Below are 26,271 nucleotides of genomic sequence, written 5' to 3' on the forward strand. Positions count from 1 at the left end.
TCAGTTTCCTCCCGTCGTTGGGCTGGCGTTCAGCCCCCGTGTTCCTGTTGGCGGCTGCTCGCGATAGGTGTCGATCGCCTTGGTGGAAGTAAGGATGACGGTTTCGCCGGTGCCCTGTTGCCCTTCGACCAGATCCTGCGGGTTGGCGACCATGGCGGCGAGGTTGCTGTTCACTCCGCAGCCGAAATTGGGAGATGCTGCGTTGGCCAGGCTGAAGTCGCTCTTGTGCGACCAATCCGGACAACCGGGCACACTGGCCGTTGCGCGCGTGACGATGATGCGCGCTCGGCCGGGCGCGACGCTGCCGTCGGCCACCGGCACGTTGTTGCTGACCAGCAGGCCGCGCCGGCCCGCGAGCTGCGCCACCGTTTCGCGCGTCGCGGGGCTCATGGCTGGATCGTTGATCATGACCTGATCGCCAAACCGCAGGTTCATCGCGTCGAACCAGTCGTCGACACGCTGCCGTTCCGCAGCGTTCAGCCCGCCGTATCCGCTGGCGACTTCCAACGTCATGCTGGTGCGTTCAACAACCGGCTGCTTTACACTGTAGAGCGAACGGTTGTCGATCGGCCCGCTGCTGCCCATGCCTGTTCCCGCACAGGCCGCCAAGCCGGTGGTCAGGGCCAGCGTTGTCAGCGCAGCGCGCAGGCGTGATGTTCTGGCACTCGTCATGATCAGTTGCCTTTCGGATTGAAGCTGAAACCTGGCGCGGCGTCGGCGCGGCGTTCGCCGCCGCGCGGCTGCGGGCCGGCCGTGGCCGGCGGCTGGGCCGCGGAGAAGCCGGGCACTTGCCCTGTGGTGTCGCGCACCGTCGGACCCGGTTGCTGCGCCCCGCTGATCCCGTCGTTCTCGCGGAAACCAAAGGTGCTCTGCGCTTCGGTGGCGGCCCGGAAACCGTCAGTCGGCAGGCGGATGTCGTTCGCATTGACCGGCTTCACCAGGTACGGTGTCACCACAATCACGAGTTCCGTTTCCCCGCGCCGGAAGCTCTTCGATCGGAACAGATTGCCCAGGATGGGTACGTCGCCCAGGCCAGGCGCCTTTTCGATCACGTTCTGCACCCGGCTGCTGAGCAGCCCGGCGATCATGAAGCTCTGCCCCGACCCCAGTTCCACGGTAGTTTCGGCGCGGCGGGTAGTCAGCGCGGGAACGCGCACCCCGTTCAGCGTGATGGCGCCCTCCTGCGACAATTCGGACACTTCCGGCGCGACTCTCAGCGATATACGACCATTGGCCAGAACCGTAGGGGTATAGGCCAGGCTGACCCCGTACTTCTTGAACTCCAGCGTGGTTGTGCCCAGGCCTTGCGGAACAAGGATCGGGAACTCGCCGCCCGCCAGGAAATCGGCTGTCTCGCCCGAAAGAGCCGTGAGGTTCGGCTGCGACAGGGTGGTCACCAGCCCCTGTGTCTCGGCAAGGTCAAGCGCGCCCAGCACGTCCAGGCCGAGCAGGCTGCCCAGTCCGGAAAGAGTAGTGCCGCCTTCGATCGGATTGACCGACACGCCCGATCCCCCGGCCACTTCGCCGTAGTTCGGTCCAGATGCAAGCGGACCGTTGAGGCCAAAGCTCTCAGCGCCGATGATGGGGCGCCCATTGCCCACGCCAAAGCGGAAGCCGCTCGTGCTGTCCCGGCTGACGAGGTTGACGCCGATCGCGCGCACCACGGACCGGCTGACTTCGGCGATCCGCACCTGCAGGTTGACCTGAAGCGGCGTCGCCGTGCGCAGGCGGCTGATGACGTTGAAGCCTTCGCCGGTGAACGCCTGCACCAGCCGCTCGGCTTCGGCCGCATCCTCAGGTGCGGCAACGGTGCCGGTCAGCAGCACGGTGTTGCTGCCCATGGTGGCGACCGAAATCTTGGCTTCGGGCATGGCAAGGGCGAGCATCTGGTCGATGCTGTCGATGTTGGAGCCGACCCGAACATTGGCCGACCAGACGATGTCACCCGCCGCGTTGGTGGCGTAGATGGTCGTCTCGCCCCCCGACTTGCCGAAGACATACAGCTGCCGACGGGAGTTCACCTGAACGTCCGCGATGTTCTGGTCCGCGACGAACACGTCCGCCATGCTGCCGGGAACGTTGACCAGCTGCCCCTTGCCGATCGAAAGGACCAGATTGTCACGCGCCTGCGTCGCTGTCTGCGCAGTGGCTTGCGCCGGCAGGGCGGTGGCGGGCACCAGGGCGGCGCTGGCCAGCAGGAAAGATGCGGTAAGGCGGTGCATAACAGTGCCTTTCGAGTGAGTGCCGGTTGAGCCGGAGGCGATTGGTGTAACTGCGGACCTCATTTCACGGGCACCGCTTCGATGTCCTTGCCGCGCGAGACGCGAACGGTCGGGCCGGTGGGTTGGGCGGGAGCACCCGGTGTGACGGCTCCGCTTCCCGAACCCGACAGCCCGTCGCCGCGGTTCGTGTTTTTCGGCGGCGGAGTGCGGCGCTGGAACCGGGACACATCACCACCGGTGGTCACGCTGCCGCGGGAGTCGATCGGACGGGAAGCCAGCTGCCGCAATATCGCCTCTTCCTGTTCGGGTGTGGCATTGGCGGGGATGCGAACGCTGCCGGACGCGATTGCTTCTTCCAAGTTGCCGCCGGTCTCGCTGAGCGAGCGCAGCGACAGGCTGAGCGTGCCGATGGACTGGGCCACCGCAACCTTTTCCGCGATACGCGGCGTCACTTCCAGCGTCACGGTACGGGAGACGTTGACCACCGTTTCGCCCTTGTCGTTCTTTTCCTGGGTGGTGGACTGATCGGTCGCCAGCACGCGGACATTGCGCAGGATCGTCTCGGCCGAATTGAGCTTCTCGCCGCCGTCGCCGTCGATCGTCTGCGTCAGGACGAGGTCGACGCGGTCGCCGGGGAAGATGAAGCCCGCAACACCCGTCTGGTCCGAGACCGGCACGGTGACGGCACGCATTCCCGCGCCCAGCGCGGCGGCCAGGAAGCCGCGATCGCCGGGAGCGACCAACGCGCCCTTTGTGACCGGCTGCCCCGCCGTGATGGGGAAGCGGACCACCGTGCCGAGCAGCGCTTCCATGTCGGTTTCACCGTCGATGTAATAGGCATCCTGCATCAGCTCGGCAGGCCATTCCTGATACTTTAGCGCGTCGGCGTTGATGATCGTGCCGGCCGGCATCGCCCGCTGGGCGACCAGGATACGGGGACCTTTCTTCTCCGGCGGGAGAACCGTGGCGGCCTGCGCCTGCGGCGCGGCGGCGCCAGCAAACATGGAGCGGGCGACCATCGCGGTTCCCACCGCAACGATCAGCGCGCCGATCAGCAAAACGAGTTTCTTCTTGTCCATGGCTTTCGGAGCCCCCTCGATCACCCGGCACCCGTGGTAAGGCCGGCCTGACTGTCTTGATTACGGTGAATTGGTTAAGATGAGGTTTTCAGCGGCCTGACGGTCAGACCACCCCGGCCGGCAGGTGCTCGACACCCAGCACCCACAAGCCGCCCACGGCGATGGCGATGCCATAGGGTATGATCGGCCGGCCCTTGCGCCGGGCCATCACGTGGAAAGCGGCGATCCCGATCGTGAGCAGTCCGCCGGTCAGGGCCATGACGATGAGCAGCGTGAGGTAGGAAGCCGGCGCGATCCACAGCGCCAGAGCGCCCAGCAGCTTGATGTCGCCGCCGCCGATCAGGCGGAAGTGCCACAGGCCGACGAGGACGGCGGAAACGGCGATGGCAAAGCCTACCTGGATCGCGATGTCCGGCCAGGGGGCCATTCCTGCCGCCAGCCAGTATAGCGGGGCGGTGAGCGCGATGGCGGCGTTCAGCCAGTTGTCGATCTGCCTCCGCCGCAGGTCAGTGAACGCGGCGGTCAACAGGGCAATTGCCAGCAGCCCGAGCAGTGCGTAGTTTAGCCAATCAAGCAGCATCATCCGTTCCAGACCGTTGAAGGAAATCATATGGCTGCTGACGCTAGCGGGCAGGCTTTAAGAAACAGTAACCATGCTTCCAAAGGCGTGGTGAACGATATCGCTGCCCCCGACACCCAGGCGCGGCGCGAGACCCGTGCCCGCTCTATCCCCGAAGGAGCGGTTGAGAGTTTCTGGACCGGGCAGGACGGTGCCCGCATCCGGCGACTGGACTGGCCGGCCGACGGTCCAGCGCCGGTGCGCGGTTCCATCCTCTTCATGCCGGGACGGGGAGATGCCTACGAAAAGTATCTGGAATTGTTCGCTGACTGGCATGAGCGGGGCTGGGCCGTCACTTCTGCCGACTGGCGGGGCCAGGCAGGTTCGGGGCGCCTGGGTGCCGATCCGCACACGGGGCATGTCGCGGATTTCGCGATCTGGGTGGATGATCTGGCGCGGCTGTGGGCCGATTGGCAAGCCACAACCCCGCCCCCTCATGTTCTGGTGGGTCATTCCATGGGCGGCCATCTTGCCCTGCGTGCCGTGGCGGAGCAGCGCATCGAGCCTGATGCGCTGGTGCTGTCCGCCCCCATGCTGGGGTTCACCGGACCCCTGCTGCCGGATGCCTTGCTGCACTTGGTCGCGAAAGTGATGTGCCGCGTGGGCGATCCGCGCCGGCCAGCCTGGCGATGGAGCGAAAAGCCGGGCGAACTGCCGCTGGGGCGACAGGCTTTGCTGACCCATGACGATGCCCGGTACAGGGACGAAGTCTGGTGGCGGGAACAGCGCCCGGAACTGGCCATGGGTCCGGGGAGCTGGGGCTGGGTCGAGCGGGCCTATGCCTCCATGCGCGGCTTGAACCGGGCCGGCGTGCTGGAGCGGATCAAAGTACCCACGCTGATCCTTGCCGCAGAGCACGACCGGCTTGTGGGGTTTGCCGCAACGCAGCGGGCGGCGCGGCGCCTGCCGAACAGCGAATTTGCCCCTTTTGGCGCAGAGGCGCGCCACGAGATTTTGAGAGAAGTGGACAACGTGCGAAACCGCGTGCTGCGCACCATCGACCTGTTTCTGGACCGGCATGTCCCTCCCGGTAGCTGACGCCGCCTTCGATTACGCCGTCATCGGCGCTGGAATGGCCGGCGCCAGCCTTGCCGCTGAGCTTGCGGCAATGGCTCCTGCGGGCTGCCGGATCGTTTTGCTGGAGGCGGAAGAACGGCCTGGCCATCATTCCACCGGCCGCTCAGCCGCGTTCTGGGAGGCATGCTATGGCGGGCCCGCCATCGTTCCGCTGACCCTGGCGTCGGGCAAGTATCTGCGGGACCACGGCTTTCTGCGCCCGCGCGGTGCGCTGTACATCGGGCAGGAACAGGATACCGGGGCGATGGAGCGGTTCGAGCGCCGCTTCGCCGGAACCGGTGCCAGCTTTCGCCGGCTCGCCCGCGCGGAACTGCTGGCCCACATCCCCGGCCTGCGCGATCCGTGGTGCCATGCAATCTGGCAGCCGGATTGCGCCGATATCGACGTTGCCGCCCTGCACGGCCATTACCTGTCCGCCGCGGCCCGTTCGGGCGTGACGCTGCTGACCCGTTTCCGGCTGATGCGCCTTCACCGCGGATCAGATGGGTGGACACTGCTGGCCGACGACGGGCGCACCGTGCAGGCCGGGATTGTCATCAATGCGGCGGGCGCGTGGGCGGACGGGATCGCCGATCTGGCCGGCTTGCCGCGAAAAGGGATCCAGCCGTTGCGGCGGACGGTTGCCCAGGTGCGCACGGATCCCGCTGCCACAGCGGAGCTGCCGCTGGTGCTCGACATCAATGGCGGCTTCTACTTCAGGCCCGAGGCGGGCCGGCTGTGGCTAAGCCCGCATGACGAAACGCCGTGCGCCCCCTGCGATGCCGCCCCGGAAGAACTTGACGTAGCGCTCGCCATCGCCCGGCTGGAACAGGTGGTCGACTGGCGGGTCGATGCGGTGGAGCGCCGCTGGGCCGGGCTGCGCAGCTTTGCTCCCGACCGCCTGCCGGTTTACGGGCCCGACGCGGGGGACCGAACCTTTGTCTGGTTCGCGGGGCAGGGCGGTTACGGCATTCAGACCGCGCCGGCGGCCGCCCGGATGCTGGCGGAGGAGCTGACCGAAACCGCCAGGTCGGCCATGACCGAAAGGGTCGACCCGCAACCATACCGGGCGAGCCGCTTCGGTTAGGACGTCAGGCAGCAGCCGGAGCGGCGCGGGCGGCTTCGGCCTGATCGCTGGCGAGGCGATCGACGCGTTCGTTTTCCGGGTGACCCGAATGACCCCTGACCCATTCCCATTCGATCTGGTGAGGAGTCGCCGCGGCGATCAGTTCGTGCCACAGATCGGCGTTGCGCACGGGCTTCTTGCTGGCGTTCGTCCAGCCACGTTTCTTCCACCCGTGCACCCATTTGGTGATGCCGTCGACGACATAGCGGCTGTCTGTGTGGAGCGTCACCGCACACGGTTCGATCAGCGCATTAAGCGCGCGAATGACCGCAATCATCTCCATGCGGTTGTTGGTGGTATCGGCTTCCTGGCCGCTCAACTCCTTCTCATGGCGTCCCATGCGCAGCAGCGCGGCCCAGCCGCCGGGACCGGGGTTGCCCTTGCAAGCACCGTCGGTGAAGATTTCGACATGTTTCATGCGCCAGCTTTGGCACCGCCGGAAGGGGATGTGAAGATGCTCGCGCCATGCTGCCGGTAGAAGTGCAGGCGGTGCAGGAACTCGACCGGATCCTTGCGTCGCACCAGCGCATCGGTGGGTGTGTCGATCCAGTCAAAGGCGCGAGAGGCGATGAAGCGGACGCAGGCACCCCGCACCAGATCGGGCAGCGCATCCAGCTCTGCACGCTCAAGGGGGCGCACTTGCGCGTATCCGTCCAGCAGGGCGGTCGAGATTTCGGGGCGAAACTGTCGTCCGTCTGGCGCGAAGCTCCAGGCGGCATGGGTCACGGCAAGGTCATAGGCGAGAAAGTCGTTGGCCGCGAAATAGAAATCTAAAAGGCCGGTGACTTCGTCGCCCTGCACCAGCACATTGTCGGGAAAAAGGTCGGAATGGATCACGCCTGTGGGCAGAAGGCGCGGCCAGCGAAGTTCAAGATGGGTCAGCTCGTCCCACATTGCGGCTGCCAGCGAAGGATCGATCGCCTCCAGCCCGCATGATCCGCACTGCTCCAGCAAGGTTCGCCACGCGGACGGGCCGAGCCGCTGCTCCCGCCGCAGGGGAAATTCCGCCGCCGCCGTGTGCATCGCGGCGAGCGCGCGGCCGACGCTTCTGGCCTGGGCCGCCGTGGGCTGTTCCACGACGCTGCCGGGGAGGAACCGGATCAAAGCAACCGCCTTGCCACCGATGTCGAGGAACGCCTCGCCCCGTGTGGTGTGAACAGTGGGCGGAACGGGGCAGCCGCGCGCGGCCAGATGATCGAGCAAGGCGAGGAAGAACGGCAGGTCCGCTACGTCGATGCGCCGTTCGTACATGGTCAGCACGAATTGGCTGCCCGCACTGCTTCCGCTCGTTTCAACCAGCCAATTGCTGTTGGACACGCCCTCCGCGATGCCACTCGCGCTTATCATCCTGCCGATATCGTAGTGCGACAGGATGCCAGCCATGGCCGCCCGGTCGAGGTGAGTGTAAACTGCCAGACCGGCGTCTCCGGCTGGTTCAGTCGGTAAGCTGGCGGGGCAGCTTGAAGATCATGTTCTCGACCGTGCTGACCAGAGTATGCTCTTCCACCTGGCGCCATTGCTTGAGCTGGTCGACCACTTCACGCACCAGTTCCTCCGGAGCCGATGCTCCTGCGGTGAGGCCGATGCTGCCCACGCCCTCCAGCCAGGCGGGGTCGATGTCGGCTGCGCGTTGGATCAGGCGGGCCGGTGTGCCGCATCGTTCCGCAACCTCGACGAGGCGGACCGAGTTCGACGAATTGGGCGCGCCGATTACCAGCACGAGGTCGCTGCCGGGTGCAATCTGCTTCACGGCAGCCTGCCGGTTGGAGGTGGCGTAGCAGATGTCTTCGGCCTTGGGTCCGGCGATGTCGGGAAACCGCCGTTCCAGTTCTGCGGTGATCTCCGCCGTGTCATCCACCGACAGGGTCGTCTGGGTCAGATAGGCAAGCTGCGCTCCGGCCGGGGGTGTCACCGTTCGGGCGTCTTCCAGCGTTTCCACCAGGGTCATGGTGCCAGGCGGCACCTGCCCCATGGTGCCGATGACTTCCGGATGACCGTCGTGACCGATGAACAGGATGTGGCGGCCTTTCTCCAGCTGCCGCTCGGCCTGCCGGTGGACCTTGCTGACCAGCGGGCAGGTCGCGTCGACATAGACGAGCTTGCGTCGCTCCGCCTCGGCCGGGACAGACTTGGGTACGCCGTGGGCGCTGAACACCACCGGCGCATCGTCCGGCACGTCGTCCAGTTCTTCCACGAACACGGCGCCTTTGGCCTTCAGCGCTTCCACAACGTAACGGTTGTGCACGATTTCATGCCGGACATAGACCGGCGCGCCGTATTTTTCGATCGCCCGCTCCACTATTTCAATGGCGCGGTCGACCCCTGCGCAGAACCCGCGGGGCGCGGCGATGAGCAGGGTCAGTCCGGGGAGTTCCGCCGTGGTTTCGGCGTTCGGCAGCGGATGCAAGGGCGCGTTCATGCTTCCCCATCTAGCGCTTCTGCCGTCCGCCCGCTAGGGCGCTTGGCGTTTGGCCGGTCAGGGGCAGCACCCTTCTTCCCCCGTCCGCAGGAAAAAGGTAGTCGCGTTCCATGATGTTGTCCCGTTCCGCCGGTCTGCTGCTGGGCTTGTCCGCTCTCACGCTTGTTGGATGCTCGCGCGAAGGTGAACTGGTGATCAGCGAAGGGGTTGGCATCACAGCCGTGCGCACCGTCTGTCCGGCGGTCGGCATCCCCGACTACACCGGCGATGTGACGCTGTTCCGCGCCGGCGGACAGCAGACGGCGCAGGATATCGATGTCACCGCCGTCATCACCAATGTCCGGCCCACCTGCAACGATCAGGGGGAACAGGTGTACACCGAAGCCACGTTTGACGTCTTCGCACGCCGGACCGACACCCGCGGGGCAAGGGCGGTGCAACTGCCTTATTTCGTGACGGTGCTGCGCGGCGGCAGCGCGATTGTGACGAAGCGGGTCGGCACAGTCGTCGTGAATTTCGCCGATGGGCAGGAACGGGCCAGCGCCACGGCACGGGCGGGTGCGTTCATCGATCGGTCGGCCGCTACCCTGCCGGAGGAAATCCGTCGCCAGATCACCCGGCAACGCAGGCCCGGCGATCCTGACGCCGCGCTCGATCCGCTGGCCGATCCGGCAGTTCGCGCCGCGGTTCAGCAGGCGACCTTCGAAATGCTGGTTGGATTTCAGCTGGACCAGCAGCAGCTTGCGTATAACGCGACTCGCTGACCCGTGACGGGTCGGCCGCGTTGCCGACCCCGCTACCTTGCGCTTTTCCCCCGATGAACTAACGCGCGCCGGATGATCGACGCCAGTTCTCCTGCCACCCTGTACTCCGCGTTCGCCGCGCGGGTCGATGCCGTTCTGAACGCCTTGGAACTTGAAGGGCACCTGCCCCCGGATACAGGCCGTTCCGGCGTGTCGGTAGAGCCGCCGCGCGACCCGGCGCACGGCGATCTCGCGATCAACGCGGCGATGGTGCTGGCCCGGCAGGCACGCAGCAACCCACGCGATCTGGCGCAACTGATCGCGGGCAAGCTGGAAAGCGACCCGCTGGTGGCCGCGGTGGATATCGCCGGGCCCGGTTTCATCAACCTGCGTCTGCAGCCTTCCGCTTGGATCGAGGAGCTGCGCGCCATCGCGCGCCTGGGGGCGGATTACGGCCGTTCAACAATGGGCAGCGGCCTGCGGGTCAACATCGAGTATGTCTCCGCCAATCCCACCGGTCCGATGCACATGGGGCATTGCCGGGGGGCAGTCGTGGGAGACGCTCTGGCCAGCTTGCTGGAGTTCGCCGGGCATCAGGTCATCCGCGAATATTACATCAACGACGCGGGTGGTCAGGTGGATGTACTCGCCCGCTCTGCCCACCTGCGTTACCGGGAAGCGCTGGGCGAGGAGATCGGCGATATTCCAGCCGGGCTGTACCCCGGCGATTACCTCAGGCCGGTGGGACAAGCCCTGGCCGACACGTTCGCGGATCGTTACTGCGCCGCGCCCGAGGCGGAGTGGCTGCCCCTGTTCCGCAGGGAAGCGGTTGCCCGGATGATGGATCTGATACGCGCCGACCTCGCACGGCTCGGCATCCATCACGATGTGTTCGCTTCCGAAGCGGAACTTCAGGCAGCGGGCAAGCCGGACGCGGCGGAAGCGTGGCTGCGCGAACGCGATCTGGTGTACGATGGTGTTCTGGAAGCTCCAAAGGGCAAGGCGCCGCCGGAAGATTGGGAACCAGTGGAATTGCCCCTGTTCCGCTCCACCCGGTTCGGCGACGACCAGGATCGGCCGATCCGCAAATCCGATGGCAGCTGGACCTATTTCGGTGCCGACCTTGCCTATCACATGCAGAAGGCCGAAGGCGCCGACGCGCTGATCGATATCTGGGGCGCCGATCACGCCGGCACCGTGAAACGGATCAAGGCGGCGGTGGCGGCTTTGTCAGAGGGGCAGGGGCGCTCCATTCCATTTGACGTCAAGCTCATCCAGATGGTGCAGCTGATGCGCGGGGGCGAGCCGGTAAAGATGTCCAAGCGGTCGGGCAGCTTCGTGACGCTGGCTGACGTGGTGGACGAGGTCGGCCGGGACGTCGTGCGCTTCACCATGCTGACCCGCGCACCGCAGGCACAGATGGACTTCGACTTCGCCAAGGTGGTCGAAGCGTCGCGGGACAACCCGGTATTCTACGTCCAGTATGCTCACGCGCGGATATGTTCCACCTTGCGGCGGGGAGGTGCCGAGGGGTTGGGGCCGGAGGAAAATCACCTCGAACTGCTGGGTCCGGACGAGCTCGCTCTGTTGCGCGAAGCGGCACAGTTTCCGCGCGTCGTGGAGGCCGCGGCGCAGGCCCGCGAACCGCACCGTATCGCGTTTTACCTTTACGATCTGGCGACCGCGTTCCATGCCTATTACAATCTTGGCAATGACAATGCCGCCAAGCGAATCGTCTCCTTGGAGGACATGTCTGCCAGCGGCGCTCGCCTGTTTCTGGCCGCGCAGGTAGCGCAGGTGATCCGCAACGGGCTGGCAGTGCTGGGCGTCGCGGCGGTGGAGGAGATGTGAGCATGGCCGGACGGCCTCCTGTTTCGGGTCGCGCAAGCAGCAGCGATTGGGGAGAGCCTTCCTGGGTGGAACAGCCCGAGGAACTGACTTTCATCGACGAAGACGATCGGCTGCCCTGGCTCGATTCGCCTGACGACGTGCCGCTATCCGCCAGGCGCAATCCGGGCAGAACCGCAGGATTGCTGCTGCTGGCCGCTGCTGTTCTGCTTCTTGTAGGGGCGGGAGTGTGGTGGCTGCTGGCCCGCAACACCGGTCCCGTGCCGGATGGCAGCGTGATCGCCGCGCCGGCCGGACCGTACAAGGTACGCCCCGCCGATCCCGGCGGCCGGGAACTTGCCGGCACCGGGGACACCAGCTTCGCCGTGGGCGAGGGGCAGACGCGTCAGGCGCAACTGGCGGAACCGCCGCCGGTCGCCACCCCCCAGCCCACCGGAGAACCTGCCGCGAGGCAGGCCGCTGCTCCAACCTCCGCACCGCAGCCCGAAGCAGGTGGAGTCGGAGTACAGGTGGGCGCCTATTACAGCCCCGCTGCGGCGGAGAGCGGCTGGCGCACGCTGACCCGCCAGACGGAAGCATTGCAGGGCTTCCGTCACCGGGTTGTGCGGGGGCAGGCGGACATCGGCACGGTGTACCGGTTGCAGGCCGTCGCGCCCGATGCCGCTTCCGCGCAGCAATTGTGCAGCGCCCTGCAGGCAGACGGGCTGCCTTGCCAGGTGAAGCGGTGAACGGTGGAACCAGGCTGCCTGCGACCGTGAAATCGGAAGCTGGCGGCGCATGACCCCTGCTGTTTTCGGTCTTTCCGGCCATCGTCTCACGCCTGACGAAAGTGCATTCTTCCGGGATGCCGACCCTGTTGGATACATCCTGTTTCAGCGCAATTGCGGGTCCCGCGACCAGTTGCGCGCGCTGACCCACGAGTTGCGGTCGCTCCACGGGCGGGATGATCTGTTCATCTCCATCGACCAGGAAGGCGGACGGGTCGCCCGGATGAAGCCGCCGGATTGGCTCGCCTATCCCGCGGGAGAGCGATTCGACGAGTTGTACCAGGTTGCGCCGCTCAGCGCGGTGGAGGCCGTGCGTGCGAACGCGGAAGCGATGGGGCACGAACTGGCGGACTGCGGCATTACGGTCAATTTCCACGCGCCCCTGGATGTGCGTCGCGATGACACCTCCGAAGCGATCGGCGACCGCGCGCTGGGGCGCGATCCGTTACAAGTGGCCGCCCTTGGGCGGGGCATGATCGAAGGCTTCGCCAGGGCCGGCGTGGCAGGATGCCTGAAGCACATGCCCGGTCATGGGCGCTCTACGCTCGACACCCACAAGGACCTGCCGACGGTGTCCGCCTCGGCCGAGGAGCTGGCGGCAGACATCACGCCCTTCCGTCAGCTCGCCACCACCACGCCGATCGGCATGACCGCCCATATCATCTACACCGCATGGGATGCGGATCGGCCCGCCACGCTGTCGGCCGATGTCATCAACGATGTGATCCGCGGCACGATCGGGTTTGACGGCCTGCTCCTCACCGATGACATCGACATGGAGGCATTGTCCGGCTCCATCCCGGACCGCGCGCAACAGGCGATCGCGGCGGGCTGCGATGCGGTGCTCAACTGCTGGGCCAGAATGGCTGACATGATCGCTATGGCGGAACGCCTGCCGCGCTTGACCGCGGAGGGCCACAGGCGGCTCGCTGCCGCGATGGCACACGCGGATCGTCCGGATCCGCAGGATCGCCATGCCCGAACCGAACAGCTGCTTGCGAGGCGCGATGCGCTGTTCAGCGCCGCCGGCCTGCTGGCTTAATGGCCGCTGGCATAGCGTCACCGGAACGTCTATATATGGGCTCCGCCCTCGCAAATAGGTGAAACATGTCGCTTGGCCCCTGGCAGCTTATCATCATAGCCCTCGTCATCCTCGTGCTGTTCGGGCGCGGACGCATATCGGAGATGATGGGCGATTTCGGCAAAGGGATCAAAAGCTTCAAGGAAGGCATGAACGAGCACGACAAGCCAGCGCCTGCTCCGCCGCCGCGCATCGAAGGGCCGGCGCGCGATGCGGCGGCGTCGGAGACAGCGCCGGCTGACAAGCCGCGCGACCCGGCTGCGTAAGGCGGTAAAAGGAGGGCGCAGCAGCGCCGCGGCCCATGTTTGACATCGGTGCGACTGAACTTCTGGTCATTGTGATTGTCGCCATCATCGCCATCGGACCCAAAGACTTGCCGTTGGCGCTGAGGACTGCGGGACGCTGGATCGGCAAGATGCGGCGGATGTCGGGTCATTTCCGTGCCGGGCTGGACAACATGATCCGCGAGGCCGAGATGGAAGAGCATGAGCGGGAGTGGCGGGAGCGGAACGCCCGCATAATGCAGGCGCATCCGCAAGATGCGACACCTGCCTCCCTTTCTGCGTCTTCCAGTCCGGCGGGCGCTGACGGGTGGTCAGGCAGCGATACGGTTGATGCCTCCGGCGCCGGTGAGGCGTCTACGTCCACGGCCGCGCCACCGCCTTCCGACTCCAGAACGTAAGGCAAGCCGTTGGTCAAGATCAGCGATATCGACGAAACGCAGGCGCCGCTGCTCGACCATCTGATTGAATTGCGCGGCCGTCTTGTGCGGTGCGTCCTGACCCTGGCTGCAGCTTTCGCGGTCTGCCTGTATTTTGCCAGCGACATCTTCGGCTTTCTGGTCCAGCCGCTGCTCGCCGCCTTTCCAGCGGGAGAAGGGCGCCTGATCTATACCCAGCTTTACGAAGCGTTCTTTGTGGAATTGAAGGTGGCGCTGTTTGCCGCCTTCTTTGTCAGCTTTCCCATTATCGCGAACCAGCTTTGGGCATTTGTCGCCCCCGGCCTTTATGCCCGCGAGAAGAAGGCGTTTCTGCCGTTCCTGTTTGCCACTCCGGTGCTGTTCACCGCGGGCGGCGCGCTGGCGTACTATGTGGTGATGCCCACTGCCTTCAGCTGGTTCCTGGGGTTTTCAGGCACCGTTGGAGGGCTGCCGATCGACGCCTTGCCGGCCGCGGGCGATTACCTGTCTCTGGTCATGCAGTTCATTCTGGCATTCGGCATCAGCTTTCTGCTGCCGGTGCTGCTTCTGTTGCTGAACGTCGCGGGCATCGTCCGGCGTGAGCAGCTCGTCCGCGCCCGCCGTTACGTCATAGTGGGAGTGGTGATTGTGGCCGCCATCGTCACGCCGCCCGACCCGGGATCGCAGCTGATCCTTGCGATACCATTGTATCTGCTGTTCGAAGGGTCGCTGCTTATCATGCGCGTGACCGAGAAGCGCGCCGCTGCCGCGCGGGCAGCGGAAGAGGCGGAGATCAAGCGAGCAGGTGCACCCGGCGGGGCGACCACCCTGCCGCAGGATTAGGAGGGATGAGGTGAGCAGGCCGACCCCCGGGTCGGTTTCGCCGGGCTGAACAGGTCGGCCCGTCTCCCGTTGATGGCGCACACCGGGTTTCTAGAGGACTGATGCTCAGGCCGCGGAGGCGGGCAGAGGGTTTGGCGTACGCCATCCCAGCGCCACATCAGGCACAAAAAAACGGGGCCGCCTTGGCGACCCCGTTTTTCAATTCATGCAATCAGCAATCAGGCGCTGATCGGCTGATCGTCATCGTCGACGGCGATGATGATCGCGCCAATAACCGCTGCGGCGGCCAGAAGGGCGATAATCACGCTGCTGCCGGCGAGTTCGGACTCGCCTTCGACCGGAGCCGAAGAACGGGCAAAGCTGACTTCGGCAACGGCAGGAGCCGCAACCAGCGTCAGGGCAGCGGTTGCTGCCAGGGCATTACGAAGCTTCATCTGTTAACTCCCTTGGAAAAATCTTGCGACCAGTTTCCAATATCGGCCTATGTCACAAGTCGCCGCTAGGCAACCCGATATTTGAACTCAGACGCGAGAAAATCGCAACATTGCGGCGGTTTGTCGCCAGCACGGTGCAAATATACCACGAAGCGTTAAGTTCTCTTTAACGCTCAGGGGCTTGCGGGCGCGCCCTCCTCGTCCTCGGCGAGCAGCACGATCGCGGCAGCGACCAGAGCGATGCCAGCGAAGAAGAACAGATTGGAATTGGCGGACAAGTCGGTGCCATCCACTACGGGTGCGCTGCTACGAAGAGTGCTGTGTGCCTGCCCTGCTGCCAGCGGGGCTGCGGCAAGGCCGAGGGTAGCGATTGCGGCTAGGGAGCGACGGATCATGGGACTTTCCTCTGGTTTATGCCACTTGCTCTAACCGCCTCGCCGGCAGGTGCAAGAACAGCGTTAACAAATGCGCCGGCGGCGCCGCGCAGATCACTGTGCCGCCCGATAGACCTGACGGCCGGCAACCCACGTTTCCCGCGCCCGCGCAGCATAGAGCTGTTGCGGCGATGCCGTAAGCGGGTCGAGGTCGAGGAGCACGAAATCCGCCCACTCACCGGGCACGAGGCGGCCGAACCGGCCGTCGGCGAACCCGGCGTATGCTCCGTCCGCGGTGAAGGCGGCGAACGCCTGTGCAGGCGTGACCCGCTCTTCAGGGCGCCAGCCCCCGGCCGGGGAGCCGTCCCGGTCGGTGCGCGAAATCGCCGCCGCCATTCCGGCGAAGGGATTGGGTGCCTCCACCGGAGCGTCGGACCCGAAGGCAAGCTTTGCCCCGGTCTCCCCGATCGTGTGCCAGGCGTAGGCGCCGCCCAGCCGCGCCGGATCCAGCCGCGCTTCGGCCATGGTCCGGTCGGAAATCTGGTGAACAGGTTGCATTGATGCGATGATCCCGTGACTGGCAAACAGGGCGATATCGGACGGATCGACGATCTGCCCGTGCTCGATGCGCCAGCGCCGGTCGCCATCATAGCTGGGCGCGAGTTCATGGATCGCCGAAAGCGCTTCGGCGTTGGCGGCATCCCCGATGGCATGGGCGGCGATTTGGAAGCCGCCGATCGCCGCCCGGCTCATGATGTTGCGGAGCCTCGCATCGTCGATCAGTTGCAGGCCGCTGTTGCCCGCATCGTCTGCGTAGGGCGCTTTCAGCCACGCTCCGCGCGAACCCAGCGCACCGTCCAGGTACAGCTTGATCCCGTTCAAGCGCAGCCGGTCGCCGTACAGCCACGGGGTAGGTCCGCTGCCCCCGATCAGATCCATCGCCTCGACACCTGCGGCATAGGCCATCACCCGCAAGGTGAGTTGCCCATAGTCGCCAGCCCGGCGGAAAGTCTGCCAATCCTCGATGGTCGTGCCCATGTCCGCGGCGGCGGTAACTCCAAAGGAGTGCAGTATTTCCTGCGCTTCGCGAAAGGCGCGATCACGTTCGACCGCGCGGGGCGGCGGAACCACCCGGGCGACCAGATCGCTCGCCGCGTCGATGAAGATCCCGGTCGGAGCGCCGCCGGCACCGCGCTCGACCCGCCCGCCGGCTGGGTCAGCCGTTGCTGCGTCCACGCCGGCCAGTCGCAGCGCCGCGCTGTTGGCCCAGCCGGCGTGCCCGTCGACCCGCTCCAGCCAGACCGGCCGGTCAGCGACCGCACCGTCCAATTCTGCCGCCGTGGGGAACCGCCCCAAGCCCCACAGTTCCTGGTTCCAGCCCCGACCCAGTATCCACGGCCGGTTGGGGTTTTCGGCGGCAAAGCTGCGGATCTTCTCCAGCGCTTCTGGCAGGCTGCGGGTGTCCGACAGGTCCAGTGTCAGCGCACCAAAGCCGATGCCCATCACGTGCAGGTGCGAATCGATGATTCCGGGGATCAGCGTGCGGCCCTTGCCGTCGATCCTGGTGGCGTTGAGCCGGGGCAGGCGTTCTCCCCGCTTGTAGGTCGCGCGGACCCGGCCATCATCGCTCACCAGCAGGGCGGCAAAGCGTTCAACCTCCCCATCTTTACCGACCGTGATCCCGTTGACATTGTCGATCAGCGTATCGGCGCGCAGAGGCGCGCTGGCAAGGAGCAGGGTGACGCATACGCCGAGCGCGGCAATCCATTTTGGCACGTGCAGTATCCTTGGGATCAGGCCGCCGGGCATCGCCGGCCGTGATGCATTGTGGGGTAAACCAATTGCAATCAATTGCGCAATGGCCGGCGGCTGCCTAACGCTGCTCCTGGCAGCAGCAAGAGGCGAGCATGACACAACCGGCGGAGCAGCGCCCGACACAAGAACCGCCGGGCGCGGAGCAACTGACCCTTGCCGATGTGCGAGCGGCGGCGGACCGAATTTGCGGCTCCGTGGTCCGCACCCCCATGCTGCATTCCCGCACCCTGTCGCAGATTGCAGGCGCTGAGATCTGGCTGAAATTCGAAAACCTTCAGTTCACCGCCGCCTACAAGGAGCGTGGCGCGCTCAATGCGCTGCTCCTGCTACCGGAGGAACAGCGCCGGCGCGGGGTAATCACCGCGTCAGCGGGTAATCACTCTCAAGGCCTCAGCTACCACGGCACCCGGCTGGATGTCCCTGTAACCATCGTGATGCCCAGCAACACGCCGACCGTGAAGGTGATGCAGACCGAAAGCGTCGGCGGCACGGTGGTTCTGCATGGCGAAACCTTTGACGAGGCTTACGCTCACGCATGCGATCTGGCGGATGAACGGTGCCTCACCTTTGTACACCCGTTCGACCACCCGCATGTCGCGGCGGGCGCCGGCACGGTGGCGCTGGAGATGCTGGAAGACCAGCCCGATCTCGACTGTCTGGTCACTCCGGTGGGCGGCGGCGGCCTTGTTTCCGGCATGGCCACCGTGGCCAAGGCGCTCCGCCCCGGCATCGAGGTGTTCGGCGTGGAAGCCCGGCTGTTTCCGTCGATGTTCAACCGCTTCTACGGAACTGACCTGCCCTGCGGCGGCGATACTCTGGCCGAAGGGATCGCGGTCAAGGAGCCGGGGCAATTCACGGCAAGCGTCATCGACCGGCTCGTCGACGACATCCTGCTGGTGGATGAAGCGGCACTGGAGAGTGCGGTGTCCCTGTTGCTGCAGATCGAGAAAACTGTGGTCGAGGGGGCGGGGGCCGCCGGGCTGGCAGCGGTGCTGGATCAGCCGGATCGGTTCGCGGGCAAACGGATCGGTCTGGTGCTGTGCGGCGGCAACATCGACACACGCCTCCTCGCGAATGTCCTGCTGCGGGACCTGGTGCGGCAAGGCAGGCTGTCACGCCTGCGCATCCACCTGCAGGATCGGCCTGGCGCGCTGTACAAGGTTTTCCGGGAATTCAACGCCCACAACGTCAACATCATCGAAGTGTACCACCAGCGCATCTTCACCTCCTTGCCCGCCAAGGGGCTGTTTGCCGATGTCGAGTGCGAGGCAAGGGACAGCCAGCAGATCCATCTGCTGGTCGCCGCCTTGCGGGCGCAGGGGTATCAGGTGGAACAGGTGCAGCTGATGTGATCTGCGGCCCCTTACAATCCCGCAATTTTGTGGTTAAATCTGTTCAATCCTGGCCCTCAATTCTCGTACAGAGCATTGTACCCAACGATCGTGCAGCAGTTCGGATAAAGCAGACTACGTGACCGCCCCCATCCGCTTTCCCCGGTTCTTCGTGACCAGCCCGGCACCGTGCCCGTATCTTCCGGGACGGACGGAGCGGAAGGTATTCACCGAATTGCGTGGACACAGCGCCGACGAACTGAACGAAGCGCTCGGCCGGATCGGTTTCCGCCGCAGCCAGACCGTCGCCTATCGGCCAAGCTGCGCCGATTGCAGCGCCTGCGTATCGGTGCGGATCGTGGCCGGGGAATTCCGGCCGTCCGCCTCGCAGAAACGCGTGATGAAGCGGAACGGCGATATCGTCGTCACCGAATGCCGCCCCTGGGCGACGGGCGAGCAGTTCGACCTGCTGCGCCACTACCTCGCATCGCGCCATCCGGGCGGGGGCATGGCGGGAATGGAGGAGAGCGACTATGCGGACATGGTCGAACACACCCCTGTCACCAGCACGCTTGTCGAATACCGCGAGCCGTCGCGCACTCAGCGCCCCGGCCGGCTGATCGGCGCCTGCCTTACCGATGTGCAGGGGGATGGCCTGTCGATGATCTACAGCTTCTACGACCCGGACGAGGCGGGGCGGTCGGGCCTGGGCAACTACATCATCCTGGATCACATTCGCCGCGCCGCCGATATGGGCTTGCCGTATGTGTATCTGGGTTACTGGGTCAACGGGTCGGACCGGATGCAGTACAAGATCCGGTATCGCCCGCTGGAACGGCTGGAGCGTGAAGGATGGGTGCGGCTGTCAACGCAGGAACAAGACAGGCTGATCGAGGCCGCGGCGCGTGTCCGCTTCGATCAGCGCCGCGATACGGACCCCAGATCCGCAAAAGAAGCAGCGGTGGTTCCGCATCAAGCCAAAGTCTGACAACCTGCCGAGCGGGAGCGACTTCGTGCCGCCCCCGCCTGCAGGAGTTCAGACGGACGGCAAAGGCACGCGCTGCCCCTTTTTCTTCTTCAGTTCCTGGTAAAGCTTGCTCTCCGTCAGGCCGGAACCATTGCCCAGATCGCCCGACGAACAGTTGAGCAGTTTGTTGATGCACCATTCCTGCCACGTTTCGAGAACGCTGTCCTCCCAGGCGCCGAACCAGTCGGCGTGAAACGATGAACCGGCCGGTTTGCCCGGCGTCATCATGGCATCGCTGGAGAAGCGCCACGTTTTCACCCGATCGGTAGGCAGCACCTCGTACATGGCCTGCAGGGTAAAAGTAGGAATTTCGTACGGGTGCGACGCGGGGCATCGCTGCTGATACCCGGTGGACTGGTTGCGGATAGGATAGGCCATGTGACTGCGGTGATCGCGGCTGTCCAGGTTCTTGCCGTCCCAGCAGGCCGGCGAGTGCACTTCGGCGTCAAGTTGTCCGCCAACTGGACACTTGGCCAACACTTCTCCCATGTTGCTGGACCAGTCGGTCACATTGCTCCAGTTCTTGGGATCGATGCACTTGAACTTCGGCGGGCTGGTGGGATAGCCGAAGATGTAGCGCAAACCGCGCGGAATGTTCACGGGATAGTTGACCGGCGATACATCCCTGCGGCTGTAATGCGGATCACTGGCCGGACGGCGCTTGTAATAGATATTGATGTATTCGGGCACGACCACTTCGTCCTGCCCGCCTGCCTTCGTCTGGATCATGGCTGGTTGCCAGTAACCCGAACGGTTGGCGGTGTTCATGCAGGTGCTGTCGCCCGTCTTGCGCAGACTTTCATAGGTGGAGTCAGCGTTGGTCTTTGTGTTGCCGAAAAACTGGTGGAGGTGCGACTTGCCGGTTCTGTCGCCGGGAAATACCACCGGGTCCCAATAGCCAAGATGCGACGGCTGGCACAGAAAGCGGAACGCGCCGACCACGTCCGGCTTGCCGCTGCTGGCGATCTTGGACCCGGTATAAAGCAGCGGCTTCAGCGGGAGACCCGAGGCTACCTTCGCAAGTTGGGCAACTCCGTCCTGCACCGTTGGCCGCAAAGCGGTGGCCGCCCTGGTGTTGTCGACGTGATGCGCATGATCCGTCGCAGGAGCCGGCGTCGGCTGGGTGCCTTGCGGTGCGGGCGTGCTGGCACTGGCTTGCGCGCCCGTCACCAGTTGCCGAAGCGATGCGAATGCCGACTGCGGCTGGATCGATCCTGCGGCGGCCGGCTGCGACCTCATGCCGTTGGCGCCGAACCGCGCGCTCCAATCAGTTCCGGCATTGCTGCTTTGCGCAAGAATTGCGGCCGGCACTATCCCTCCGGCAGCAATCATGGCAAGAACCGACGACTTCATGAACATTCTCCAAGCATGGTAACACGATCCCGTTGTTAGTTAAATCATGCGCAAAACGTCGCCCCGAGGCATCAGAAGCCCTTCCGATACAGGCTTGCCTCGGCATCGCGGCGCTTCACCAGGCCCGGCAGAACGCGCCCCCCAGCGCGCTTCCAGCGGGCGAACTCTTTGGCGGCACCCTCGTAATCTCCTTCCCTGTGCAGCCTGGTCAGCGTCGCACGCCCGATCGCACCCGTGTTGTAGTGAAAGCTGACGAGCGCATCGAACTGCGCCGGGGTCGTAGCCGCCTCCTCCAGCGCCCGCGCCACTTCTGCGGCGTAACGGGCAAGGTCTGCGGTCAATCTCGCATCGCATTGCTCCTGCGACCATACAGTGCCTTGCTCGATACCCGCACCGGTCGCGCCCCAGCCAATGGTCCAGGGCGCGGCTCCGGTGCCGGGATCGGGATAGGCATCGTAGAAGCCGTCGGATCGCCGCCGGGCGCACCCCTCGAACCGCTTGATGAGGGCAGTGCCTGCCTCGCCGATCACGGCCGGGCACGCGGATGGTCGGCTTTCATCCTGGCAACGGCTTTCATCTGCTCGGGTAGCCGCGGTCAGCGCCCGGTCGAGCGCCACCACCTCGTTGGGCCGAAATCCGCGCCCCAGCATCCGCCGGACCGCGTCGAACACAATCTTCCGCCGCATCGCTTTGCCTCCATCCAAAAAGAGGCGGGGTATTAGGCAGGTCGGACGAGAGTAGGAAAACGGTTTCTTTGCATTCAGCGCAGGATGAGGAACGCCGTGTAGCCGATGAACAGCGTCAGGAGCAGCCCGCCTTCGGCTCTGCTGACGGTCCAGCCGCTGCGCAGCTGGGCAAGAAGGAGTGCCGTCACTCCGAGCAGTACCCAGATGTCGAACTGCGCGATCTCCGGCGGGACGGACAGCGGTTCGATCAGCGCGGTGACGCCGAGGATGCCCAGCACGTTGTAGATGTTGGACCCGACGATGTTGCCGAGCGCCACATCGGCGTGCTTGCGTGCAACCGCGACAAGGCAGGCTATCAGTTCGGGCAAGGATGTGCCCACGGCGACCACGGTAAGGCCGATCACCGACTGCGACACGCCGAGGTTCCCTGCCAGGACGATGGCGGCATCGACCAGCAGACCGGCGCCGAAGATTGCCGCCGCCAGCCCGGCGACCACCATCAGCGCAAGCGGCAGAGCGGCCGCGATGGCAGGGGTGGTATCCGCCGCCTCCGCCTCGTGCCGCTGTCCTTCGGGGTCCGTCGCAGCGCGTTCGGCGCGGTAGGCCCAGATGACATAGGCGAACAGACAGGCGACGAGCAGCGCGCCGCTGAGCCGGCCGAGCGAGCCAAACAGAATTGCTGCCGCGCACAGCAGTGTGGAGCCGCCCAGCGCGAGGGCATCCCTGCGGAATGCGGCGCGATTGACGGCCAGGGGGAGGACCAATGCCGACAGGCCCAGGATGAACAGGATGTTCGCAATGTTGGAGCCGACCACATTGCCGATCGCGATACCCGGCGAGCCTGCCAGGGCCGCTTGCACGCTGGTTGAGAGTTCCGGAGTTGAAGTGCCAAAGCCGACGATCACCAACCCGGCGAGCAGCGGCGATACGCCCAGCCGTCGCGCAAGCCCGACAGAGCCGCGCACCAGCAGCTCGCCGCCAAGCGCGAGGAGGATCAGACCGGCGATCAGCGGCCAGATCATGTTACCTCCCCCAGCAGCAGCCGCACGCTGGCGAGAGCCGCCGTCAGGCCGGTCATCAGCGCAGCGTGAGAATTGAGGATCTGCGTACGGTTCATGGTCGTCACGAGCCGGTTGTAGTCCGCATGGTCCAGCGCCTCGAACCGGCTGACCCGCCGCACCCTGCTGCGGCTTGCGCGAAACCAGAGCAAGCTGGACGCAGCCGCGCCCAACACGATCAGTGCATCAAGCAGATGGGGCAACACGTCGCTCATCACCGTTCAATCACCGGTCACGGAAAAGATGAGCCAACCGACATCACGAACGCACCGGCAGCGTTCGCCAGAGGAGCCCGGAGGCGGGTGCTATTTAGAAGTTTTCGATAGGCGATGCAAGATTTGGCAGTGCGCCGTGCCGATCCCATTCTGGCCTGATCAGCCGTCCGGGATCGACCGAGCTTCAGCCGCTGAAATACATGTCGTATTCGACAGCGCTGGGCGTGGTTTCCCAACGCATCACCTCTTCCCATTTCAGTTCGGCATAGGCGTCGATCTGGTCCTTGGTGAAAACGTCGCCCTTCAGCAGGAAGGCGTGGTCTGCTTCCAGCGCCTCCAGCGCTTCGCGCAGGGAACCGCACACGGTCGGTACGTCCGCCAGTTCGGCGGGCGGGAGATCGTAGAGATTCTTGTCCATCGCCTCGCCGGGGTGGATGCGGTTCTGAATACCGTCCAGCCCTGCCATCAGCAGGGCCGCATAGGCAAGGTAAGGGTTGGCCATGGCGTCGGGGAAGCGGAACTCCACCCGCTTGGCCTTGTCTCCCGTGCCGTAAGGAATCCGGCAGGAGGCGGACCGATTGCGCGCCGAATAGGCCAGCAGTACGGGCGCCTCGAACCCCGGGACCAGCCGCTTGTAACTGTTGGTGGTTGGATTGGTGAACGCATTCAGCGCCTTGGCGTGCTTGATGACGCCGCCAATGAAGTGGAGGCAGGTGTCCGACAGGCCGGCGTAACCATTGCCGGCGAAGGTCGGCTTGCCGCCGTTCCAGATCGACATGTGCACATGCATGCCCGACCCGTTGTCCGCCTTGATCGGCTTGGGCATGAAAGTCGCCGTCTTGCCGTAGGCGTGCGCGACCTGATGCACGACGTACTTGTAGATCTGCATGTTGTCGGCGGTTTCAACCAGGGTGCTGAAAATCAGGCCCAGTTCGTGCTGGGCGGCGGCGACTTCGTGGTGGTGCTTGTCGCACTTCAGGCCCATTTCGGTCATGGTGGCGACCATCTCGCCGCGAATGTCGACCCCGCTGTCGACTGGTGCGACCGGGAAATAGCCGCCCTTCGCGCGCGGACGGTGGGCGAGGTTGCCCGCTTCGTATTCGCGGCCCGAATTGGTCGGCAACTCGATGTCGTCGATTTCGAACCCGGACCCTGCGTAGCCGTCATGGAACCGGACGTCGTCGAACATGAAGAACTCCGCTTCCGGTCCCACATAGATCGTGTCACCGATCTGGGTGGACTTGAGGAACGCCTCGGCACGCTTCGCGGTGGAACGCGGATCGCGCGAATACCAGTCGCCGGTCGACGGTTCCACGATATCGCAGAACACGATCATCATCGGGGTGGCACTGAACGGGTCCATGAAGGTGCGGGCAAGATCCGGCTTCAGGATCATGTCCGACTCGTTGATCGCCTTCCACCCGGCGATGGACGACCCGTCGAACATCAACCCTTCTTCAAGCTGGTCTTCATCCAGCATGGCGGCGGTCATCGTCAGGTGCTGCCACTGGCCCTTTGGATCGGTAAAGCGCAGGTCCACCCACTCGACTTCGTGTTCGCGGATCTGGTCGAGTACTTCGCTGGCTGTCGGCATGGCTTGGATTCCCGTCGGCTGGTGGTTGTGCGGCGTCACTTCTTCCAAGCGAAAGGTGCCGGCTTTCGCAAGGGGAAGGGGTTAAATATCAAACTGCATCCTCGTCCTGCTCCCCGGTCCTGATGCGCAGGGCGCGGGAAATATCACTGACAAAGATCTTTCCATCGCCGATCCGCCCAGTCTGCGCAGCGGCGGCGATTGCCTCCACCGTGCGGTCGGCCAGCGCATCCGGCACCACAATCTCGAGCTTGATCTTGGGCAGGAAGTCGACGACGTATTCGGCCCCGCGATAGAGTTCAGTGTGACCCTTCTGCCGGCCGAACCCTTTCGCTTCCGTCACGGTGATCCCGGACACGCCGACTTCGTGCAGCGCTTCCTTCACCTCGTCGAGCTTGAACGGCTTGATGATGGCTTCGATCTTTTTCACGCCCGCTATCGCCCCGTGTCTCTGCGGGGGGCAGCGCCGAATCCGCTACCGCACGCCCGCCTGCTGCCAGCACTATTTACCGCTTCATGCTGCACTGCAAGATAGTCAGATAATTTGCCGGTGAAAAATGCCGGCGCGCCTGTTCACAGGCGCAAGCCCGTTTCTTCCGGCAGCCCGGCCATCAGGTTGAGCGACTGGATCGCCGCCCCGGCTGCGCCTTTGCCGAGGTTGTCGAGCCTGGCGACGAGACGGGCATGCCAGCCGCCTTTGTTGCCGAACACAAACAGCTCCATGCCGTCCGTGCCCACAGCGTTTTCGGCCAGCGTCAGCTCCGCCAGATGGCTATCGGTGTGCACTCGCACCACAGGCGACCCGGCGTAGCAGTCATGCAAGGCCGAACGCAGCCGGTCGGCCGTCACCCCGCCGGGCATGGCGCCAAGGTGCAGCGGCACTTCGACGAGCATCCCGCGAAAGGCGCGCACGACAGAAGGCGCGAAGATGACGTGATGCGCAAGCGCGGCGTGCAGCTTCATTTCCGCCCGATGCTTGTGCGCCAGATCAAGGCCATAGGTGCGAAAGGCCAGTTCCGGCTCTGCCTGGAAGCGGGCGATCAACGCCTTGCCGCCGCCCGAATAGCCGCTGACCGCGTTCACCGTGTACGGCCAGTCGGCAGGCAGGAGGCCGCACCGCACCAGCGGGGCGATCAGCGCCAGAAAGCCGGTCGGATAGCAGCCCGGGTTGCTGAGCCGCCTGGCCGCCGCAACCGTGTCGCGGCCGACCAGTTCGGGAAAGCCGTAGGTCCAACCTGGCGCCGTGCGGTGGGCGCTGGACGCGTCGATGACCCGCGTTCCTTGCGCCGGATCGATCAGCTGCACCGCTTCGCGTGCGGCATCGTCAGGCAGGCAAAGGATGGCAATATCGGCGGCGTTCAGCGCGTCGCGGCGGGCGGCAGTATCCTTGCGTTCCGCCTCGTCCAGCACGATTAGGGTGAATTCGTAGCGCCCGGCCAGCCGCTCGGCGATCTCCAGCCCTGTCGTACCCGCAGCGCCGTCGATGAACAGGGTCAAAGCCATGCGGCGCGCGCTACTGCGTGGAGGCAAGCTCCGCAAGCGGCACAAAGCCCGTCGGTCCGTCAGGCCCGCGGCACACCCACGCCCAACTTCCCACCTGATCCAGCAATTCCACCTGCGACGCGCCGGGAAGGTGGGTGACAGGTTCTGCGCCGGCAGTCGGATGCAGGCGCAGAACAGCGCCGCCGGGACCGACCTCCTGTATCAGCGGCTTGACGTAGTTCTGCACGAGATACCGTGTGGCAAGCGCGATGTGCGCCAAATCGCCGCGCAGGGGCAGGGTGCCGGGCGCGGGGCGTGTCACGGGACCCGACAGGCGCAAGGGTTCCGCCGGAACGTCATACCGCTCCGTCTCCTGTGCCTTCACCATCGTCTCGTCAATTTGCGCGCCGGTCACGGGCTGTT

The 26,271-nt window shown here is 65.1% G+C and carries 29 protein-coding genes; 11 read left to right on the forward strand and 18 right to left on the reverse strand.

From position 1 onward, the window contains the following. From LHJ54_RS06075 to LHJ54_RS06090, 4 genes are all read right to left on the reverse strand, one after another. Positions 1-672 (reverse strand): CpaD family pilus assembly protein, encoded by a 672-nt coding sequence (locus LHJ54_RS06075; protein ID WP_228243017.1) that lies wholly within the window; start codon positions 670-672, stop codon positions 1-3. Positions 673-674: 2 nt separating this feature from the next. Next, positions 675-2,222: a type II and III secretion system protein family protein gene (locus LHJ54_RS06080; protein ID WP_228243018.1), complete on the reverse strand. Its 1,548-nt coding sequence runs from the start codon at positions 2,220-2,222 to the stop codon at positions 675-677. A 59-nt stretch (positions 2,223-2,281) separates the two neighbouring features. Next, entirely contained in the window at positions 2,282-3,301 is a 1,020-nt protein-coding gene (cpaB, locus tag LHJ54_RS06085) for a Flp pilus assembly protein CpaB (RefSeq protein WP_228243019.1), read from the reverse strand. Positions 3,302-3,404: 103 nt separating this feature from the next. After that, positions 3,405-3,911, reverse strand: a complete 507-nt coding sequence (locus LHJ54_RS06090; protein WP_228243020.1) for a prepilin peptidase — start codon at positions 3,909-3,911, stop codon at positions 3,405-3,407. 60 nt (positions 3,912-3,971) lie between these two features. Between LHJ54_RS06090 and LHJ54_RS06095 the strand changes: the two genes are divergently transcribed. After that, entirely contained in the window at positions 3,972-4,958 is a 987-nt protein-coding gene (locus LHJ54_RS06095; protein WP_228243021.1) for an alpha/beta fold hydrolase, read from the forward strand. After that, positions 4,939-6,063, forward strand: a complete 1,125-nt coding sequence (locus LHJ54_RS06100; RefSeq protein ID WP_228243022.1) for an FAD-binding oxidoreductase — start codon at positions 4,939-4,941, stop codon at positions 6,061-6,063. Before LHJ54_RS06095 ends, LHJ54_RS06100 begins: the two co-directional genes overlap by 20 nt. A gap of 4 nt (positions 6,064-6,067) precedes the next feature. Here LHJ54_RS06100 and rnhA read toward each other — a convergent pair whose 3' ends face one another. From rnhA to ispH, 3 genes are read right to left on the reverse strand one after another with little or no spacing between them, the layout of a single operon-like run. Further along, positions 6,068-6,520: a ribonuclease HI gene (rnhA, locus tag LHJ54_RS06105; protein ID WP_228243023.1), complete on the reverse strand. Its 453-nt coding sequence runs from the start codon at positions 6,518-6,520 to the stop codon at positions 6,068-6,070. Next, positions 6,517-7,518: a homoserine kinase gene (locus tag LHJ54_RS06110; protein ID WP_228244313.1), complete on the reverse strand. Its 1,002-nt coding sequence runs from the start codon at positions 7,516-7,518 to the stop codon at positions 6,517-6,519. The genes rnhA and LHJ54_RS06110 overlap by 4 nt, the downstream gene beginning before the upstream one ends. 19 nt (positions 7,519-7,537) lie before the next feature. Next, positions 7,538-8,521: a 4-hydroxy-3-methylbut-2-enyl diphosphate reductase gene (ispH, locus tag LHJ54_RS06115; RefSeq protein WP_228243024.1), complete on the reverse strand. Its 984-nt coding sequence runs from the start codon at positions 8,519-8,521 to the stop codon at positions 7,538-7,540. Between the two features lie 113 nt (positions 8,522-8,634). Between ispH and LHJ54_RS06120 the strand changes: the two genes are divergently transcribed. From LHJ54_RS06120 to tatC, 7 genes are all read left to right on the forward strand, one after another. Beyond that, positions 8,635-9,285, forward strand: a complete 651-nt coding sequence (locus LHJ54_RS06120) for a hypothetical protein (protein WP_228244314.1) — start codon at positions 8,635-8,637, stop codon at positions 9,283-9,285. Between the two features lie 72 nt (positions 9,286-9,357). Next, positions 9,358-11,115, forward strand: a complete 1,758-nt coding sequence (argS, locus tag LHJ54_RS06125) for an arginine--tRNA ligase (RefSeq protein WP_228243025.1) — start codon at positions 9,358-9,360, stop codon at positions 11,113-11,115. 2 nt (positions 11,116-11,117) lie between these two features. Further along, the gene (locus tag LHJ54_RS06130; RefSeq protein ID WP_228243026.1) at positions 11,118-11,840 is read left to right on the forward strand and encodes an SPOR domain-containing protein; all 723 of its coding nucleotides are present in this window, start codon (positions 11,118-11,120) and stop codon (positions 11,838-11,840) included. A 49-nt stretch (positions 11,841-11,889) separates the two neighbouring features. Then, on the forward strand, positions 11,890-12,921 hold the full coding sequence (nagZ, locus tag LHJ54_RS06135) for a beta-N-acetylhexosaminidase (protein ID WP_228243027.1): 1,032 nt from the start codon (positions 11,890-11,892) through the stop codon (positions 12,919-12,921). 65 nt (positions 12,922-12,986) lie between these two features. After that, on the forward strand, positions 12,987-13,226 hold the full coding sequence (gene tatA, locus LHJ54_RS06140; protein WP_228243028.1) for a twin-arginine translocase TatA/TatE family subunit: 240 nt from the start codon (positions 12,987-12,989) through the stop codon (positions 13,224-13,226). 35 nt (positions 13,227-13,261) lie between these two features. Beyond that, positions 13,262-13,642, forward strand: coding sequence for a Sec-independent protein translocase protein TatB (gene tatB / locus LHJ54_RS06145; RefSeq protein ID WP_228243029.1), 381 nt, complete (start codon positions 13,262-13,264; stop codon positions 13,640-13,642). A gap of 9 nt (positions 13,643-13,651) precedes the next feature. Then, positions 13,652-14,482, forward strand: coding sequence for a twin-arginine translocase subunit TatC (gene tatC, locus LHJ54_RS06150; RefSeq protein WP_228243030.1), 831 nt, complete (start codon positions 13,652-13,654; stop codon positions 14,480-14,482). Between the two features lie 218 nt (positions 14,483-14,700). Here tatC and LHJ54_RS06155 read toward each other — a convergent pair whose 3' ends face one another. The 3 genes from LHJ54_RS06155 to LHJ54_RS06165 form a co-directional block, all read right to left on the reverse strand. Beyond that, complete coding sequence (locus tag LHJ54_RS06155) at positions 14,701-14,916, reverse strand: hypothetical protein (protein ID WP_228243031.1); 216 nt, start codon at positions 14,914-14,916, stop codon at positions 14,701-14,703. Between the two features lie 173 nt (positions 14,917-15,089). Beyond that, positions 15,090-15,311 (reverse strand): hypothetical protein, encoded by a 222-nt coding sequence (locus LHJ54_RS06160; RefSeq protein ID WP_228243032.1) that lies wholly within the window; start codon positions 15,309-15,311, stop codon positions 15,090-15,092. Between the two features lie 93 nt (positions 15,312-15,404). After that, positions 15,405-17,099: an amidohydrolase gene (locus LHJ54_RS06165; RefSeq protein WP_373457059.1), complete on the reverse strand. Its 1,695-nt coding sequence runs from the start codon at positions 17,097-17,099 to the stop codon at positions 15,405-15,407. 98 nt (positions 17,100-17,197) lie between these two features. Here LHJ54_RS06165 and LHJ54_RS06170 point away from each other — a divergent pair, with 98 nt between their 5' ends. Both LHJ54_RS06170 and LHJ54_RS06175 read left to right on the forward strand, forming a co-directional pair. Next, positions 17,198-18,457, forward strand: coding sequence for a threonine ammonia-lyase (locus LHJ54_RS06170; RefSeq protein ID WP_228243034.1), 1,260 nt, complete (start codon positions 17,198-17,200; stop codon positions 18,455-18,457). A 118-nt stretch (positions 18,458-18,575) separates the two neighbouring features. After that, complete coding sequence (locus LHJ54_RS06175; protein ID WP_228243035.1) at positions 18,576-19,424, forward strand: arginyltransferase; 849 nt, start codon at positions 18,576-18,578, stop codon at positions 19,422-19,424. A gap of 48 nt (positions 19,425-19,472) precedes the next feature. Here LHJ54_RS06175 and LHJ54_RS06180 read toward each other — a convergent pair whose 3' ends face one another. The 8 genes from LHJ54_RS06180 to LHJ54_RS06215 form a co-directional block, all read right to left on the reverse strand. Beyond that, positions 19,473-20,816: a DUF1996 domain-containing protein gene (locus LHJ54_RS06180; RefSeq protein ID WP_228243036.1), complete on the reverse strand. Its 1,344-nt coding sequence runs from the start codon at positions 20,814-20,816 to the stop codon at positions 19,473-19,475. 71 nt (positions 20,817-20,887) lie between these two features. After that, positions 20,888-21,502 (reverse strand): lysozyme, encoded by a 615-nt coding sequence (locus LHJ54_RS06185; RefSeq protein ID WP_228243037.1) that lies wholly within the window; start codon positions 21,500-21,502, stop codon positions 20,888-20,890. Positions 21,503-21,576: 74 nt separating this feature from the next. Continuing rightward, positions 21,577-22,524, reverse strand: a complete 948-nt coding sequence (locus LHJ54_RS06190; RefSeq protein WP_228243038.1) for a calcium/sodium antiporter — start codon at positions 22,522-22,524, stop codon at positions 21,577-21,579. Continuing rightward, positions 22,521-22,775 (reverse strand): hypothetical protein, encoded by a 255-nt coding sequence (locus LHJ54_RS06195; RefSeq protein ID WP_228243039.1) that lies wholly within the window; start codon positions 22,773-22,775, stop codon positions 22,521-22,523. The genes LHJ54_RS06190 and LHJ54_RS06195 overlap by 4 nt, the downstream gene beginning before the upstream one ends. A gap of 184 nt (positions 22,776-22,959) precedes the next feature. Next, complete coding sequence (gene glnA / locus LHJ54_RS06200; RefSeq protein ID WP_228243040.1) at positions 22,960-24,369, reverse strand: type I glutamate--ammonia ligase; 1,410 nt, start codon at positions 24,367-24,369, stop codon at positions 22,960-22,962. 88 nt (positions 24,370-24,457) lie between these two features. After that, a complete protein-coding gene (locus tag LHJ54_RS06205; RefSeq protein ID WP_228243041.1) occupies positions 24,458-24,796 on the reverse strand; it encodes a P-II family nitrogen regulator in 339 nt (112 codons plus the stop codon). Positions 24,797-24,939: 143 nt separating this feature from the next. Beyond that, positions 24,940-25,869 carry an N-acetyl-gamma-glutamyl-phosphate reductase gene (gene argC / locus LHJ54_RS06210; protein WP_228243042.1) on the reverse strand — a complete coding sequence of 310 codons (930 nt, stop codon included), beginning with the start codon at positions 25,867-25,869 and terminating at the stop codon, positions 24,940-24,942. 10 nt (positions 25,870-25,879) lie between these two features. Beyond that, a complete protein-coding gene (locus LHJ54_RS06215) occupies positions 25,880-26,263 on the reverse strand; it encodes a hypothetical protein (protein WP_228243043.1) in 384 nt (127 codons plus the stop codon). Positions 26,264-26,271: the final 8 nt, after the last annotated feature.

The sequence above is a fragment of the Porphyrobacter sp. GA68 genome (genome assembly GCF_022605525.1).
In the GTDB taxonomy this organism is placed as follows: Bacteria; Pseudomonadota; Alphaproteobacteria; order Sphingomonadales; family Sphingomonadaceae; genus Qipengyuania_B.

Bases quoted from the DNA above. Each gene is read 5' to 3' on its own strand.
- LHJ54_RS06075 (WP_228243017.1), bottom strand. From the start codon at position 672: ATGACGAGTGCCAGAACATCACGCCTGCGCGCTGCGCTGACAACGCTG.
- LHJ54_RS06080 (WP_228243018.1), bottom strand. From the start codon at position 2,222: ATGCACCGCCTTACCGCATCTTTCCTGCTGGCCAGCGCCGCCCTGGTG.
- cpaB (WP_228243019.1), bottom strand. From the start codon at position 3,301: ATGGACAAGAAGAAACTCGTTTTGCTGATCGGCGCGCTGATCGTTGCG.
- LHJ54_RS06090 (WP_228243020.1), bottom strand. From the start codon at position 3,911: ATGATTTCCTTCAACGGTCTGGAACGGATGATGCTGCTTGATTGGCTA.
- LHJ54_RS06100 (WP_228243022.1), top strand. From the start codon at position 4,939: ATGTCCCTCCCGGTAGCTGACGCCGCCTTCGATTACGCCGTCATCGGC.
- rnhA (WP_228243023.1), bottom strand. From the start codon at position 6,520: ATGAAACATGTCGAAATCTTCACCGACGGTGCTTGCAAGGGCAACCCC.
- ispH (WP_228243024.1), bottom strand. From the start codon at position 8,521: ATGAACGCGCCCTTGCATCCGCTGCCGAACGCCGAAACCACGGCGGAA.
- LHJ54_RS06120 (WP_228244314.1), top strand. From the start codon at position 8,635: ATGTTGTCCCGTTCCGCCGGTCTGCTGCTGGGCTTGTCCGCTCTCACG.
- argS (WP_228243025.1), top strand. From the start codon at position 9,358: ATGATCGACGCCAGTTCTCCTGCCACCCTGTACTCCGCGTTCGCCGCG.
- LHJ54_RS06130 (WP_228243026.1), top strand. From the start codon at position 11,118: ATGGCCGGACGGCCTCCTGTTTCGGGTCGCGCAAGCAGCAGCGATTGG.
- nagZ (WP_228243027.1), top strand. From the start codon at position 11,890: ATGACCCCTGCTGTTTTCGGTCTTTCCGGCCATCGTCTCACGCCTGAC.
- tatA (WP_228243028.1), top strand. From the start codon at position 12,987: ATGTCGCTTGGCCCCTGGCAGCTTATCATCATAGCCCTCGTCATCCTC.
- tatB (WP_228243029.1), top strand. From the start codon at position 13,262: ATGTTTGACATCGGTGCGACTGAACTTCTGGTCATTGTGATTGTCGCC.
- LHJ54_RS06155 (WP_228243031.1), bottom strand. From the start codon at position 14,916: ATGAAGCTTCGTAATGCCCTGGCAGCAACCGCTGCCCTGACGCTGGTT.
- LHJ54_RS06160 (WP_228243032.1), bottom strand. From the start codon at position 15,311: ATGATCCGTCGCTCCCTAGCCGCAATCGCTACCCTCGGCCTTGCCGCA.
- LHJ54_RS06165 (WP_373457059.1), bottom strand. From the start codon at position 17,099: ATGCCCGGCGGCCTGATCCCAAGGATACTGCACGTGCCAAAATGGATT.
- LHJ54_RS06170 (WP_228243034.1), top strand. From the start codon at position 17,198: ATGACACAACCGGCGGAGCAGCGCCCGACACAAGAACCGCCGGGCGCG.
- LHJ54_RS06180 (WP_228243036.1), bottom strand. From the start codon at position 20,816: ATGAAGTCGTCGGTTCTTGCCATGATTGCTGCCGGAGGGATAGTGCCG.
- LHJ54_RS06185 (WP_228243037.1), bottom strand. From the start codon at position 21,502: ATGCGGCGGAAGATTGTGTTCGACGCGGTCCGGCGGATGCTGGGGCGC.
- LHJ54_RS06190 (WP_228243038.1), bottom strand. From the start codon at position 22,524: ATGATCTGGCCGCTGATCGCCGGTCTGATCCTCCTCGCGCTTGGCGGC.
- LHJ54_RS06195 (WP_228243039.1), bottom strand. From the start codon at position 22,775: ATGAGCGACGTGTTGCCCCATCTGCTTGATGCACTGATCGTGTTGGGC.
- glnA (WP_228243040.1), bottom strand. From the start codon at position 24,369: ATGCCGACAGCCAGCGAAGTACTCGACCAGATCCGCGAACACGAAGTC.
- argC (WP_228243042.1), bottom strand. From the start codon at position 25,869: ATGGCTTTGACCCTGTTCATCGACGGCGCTGCGGGTACGACAGGGCTG.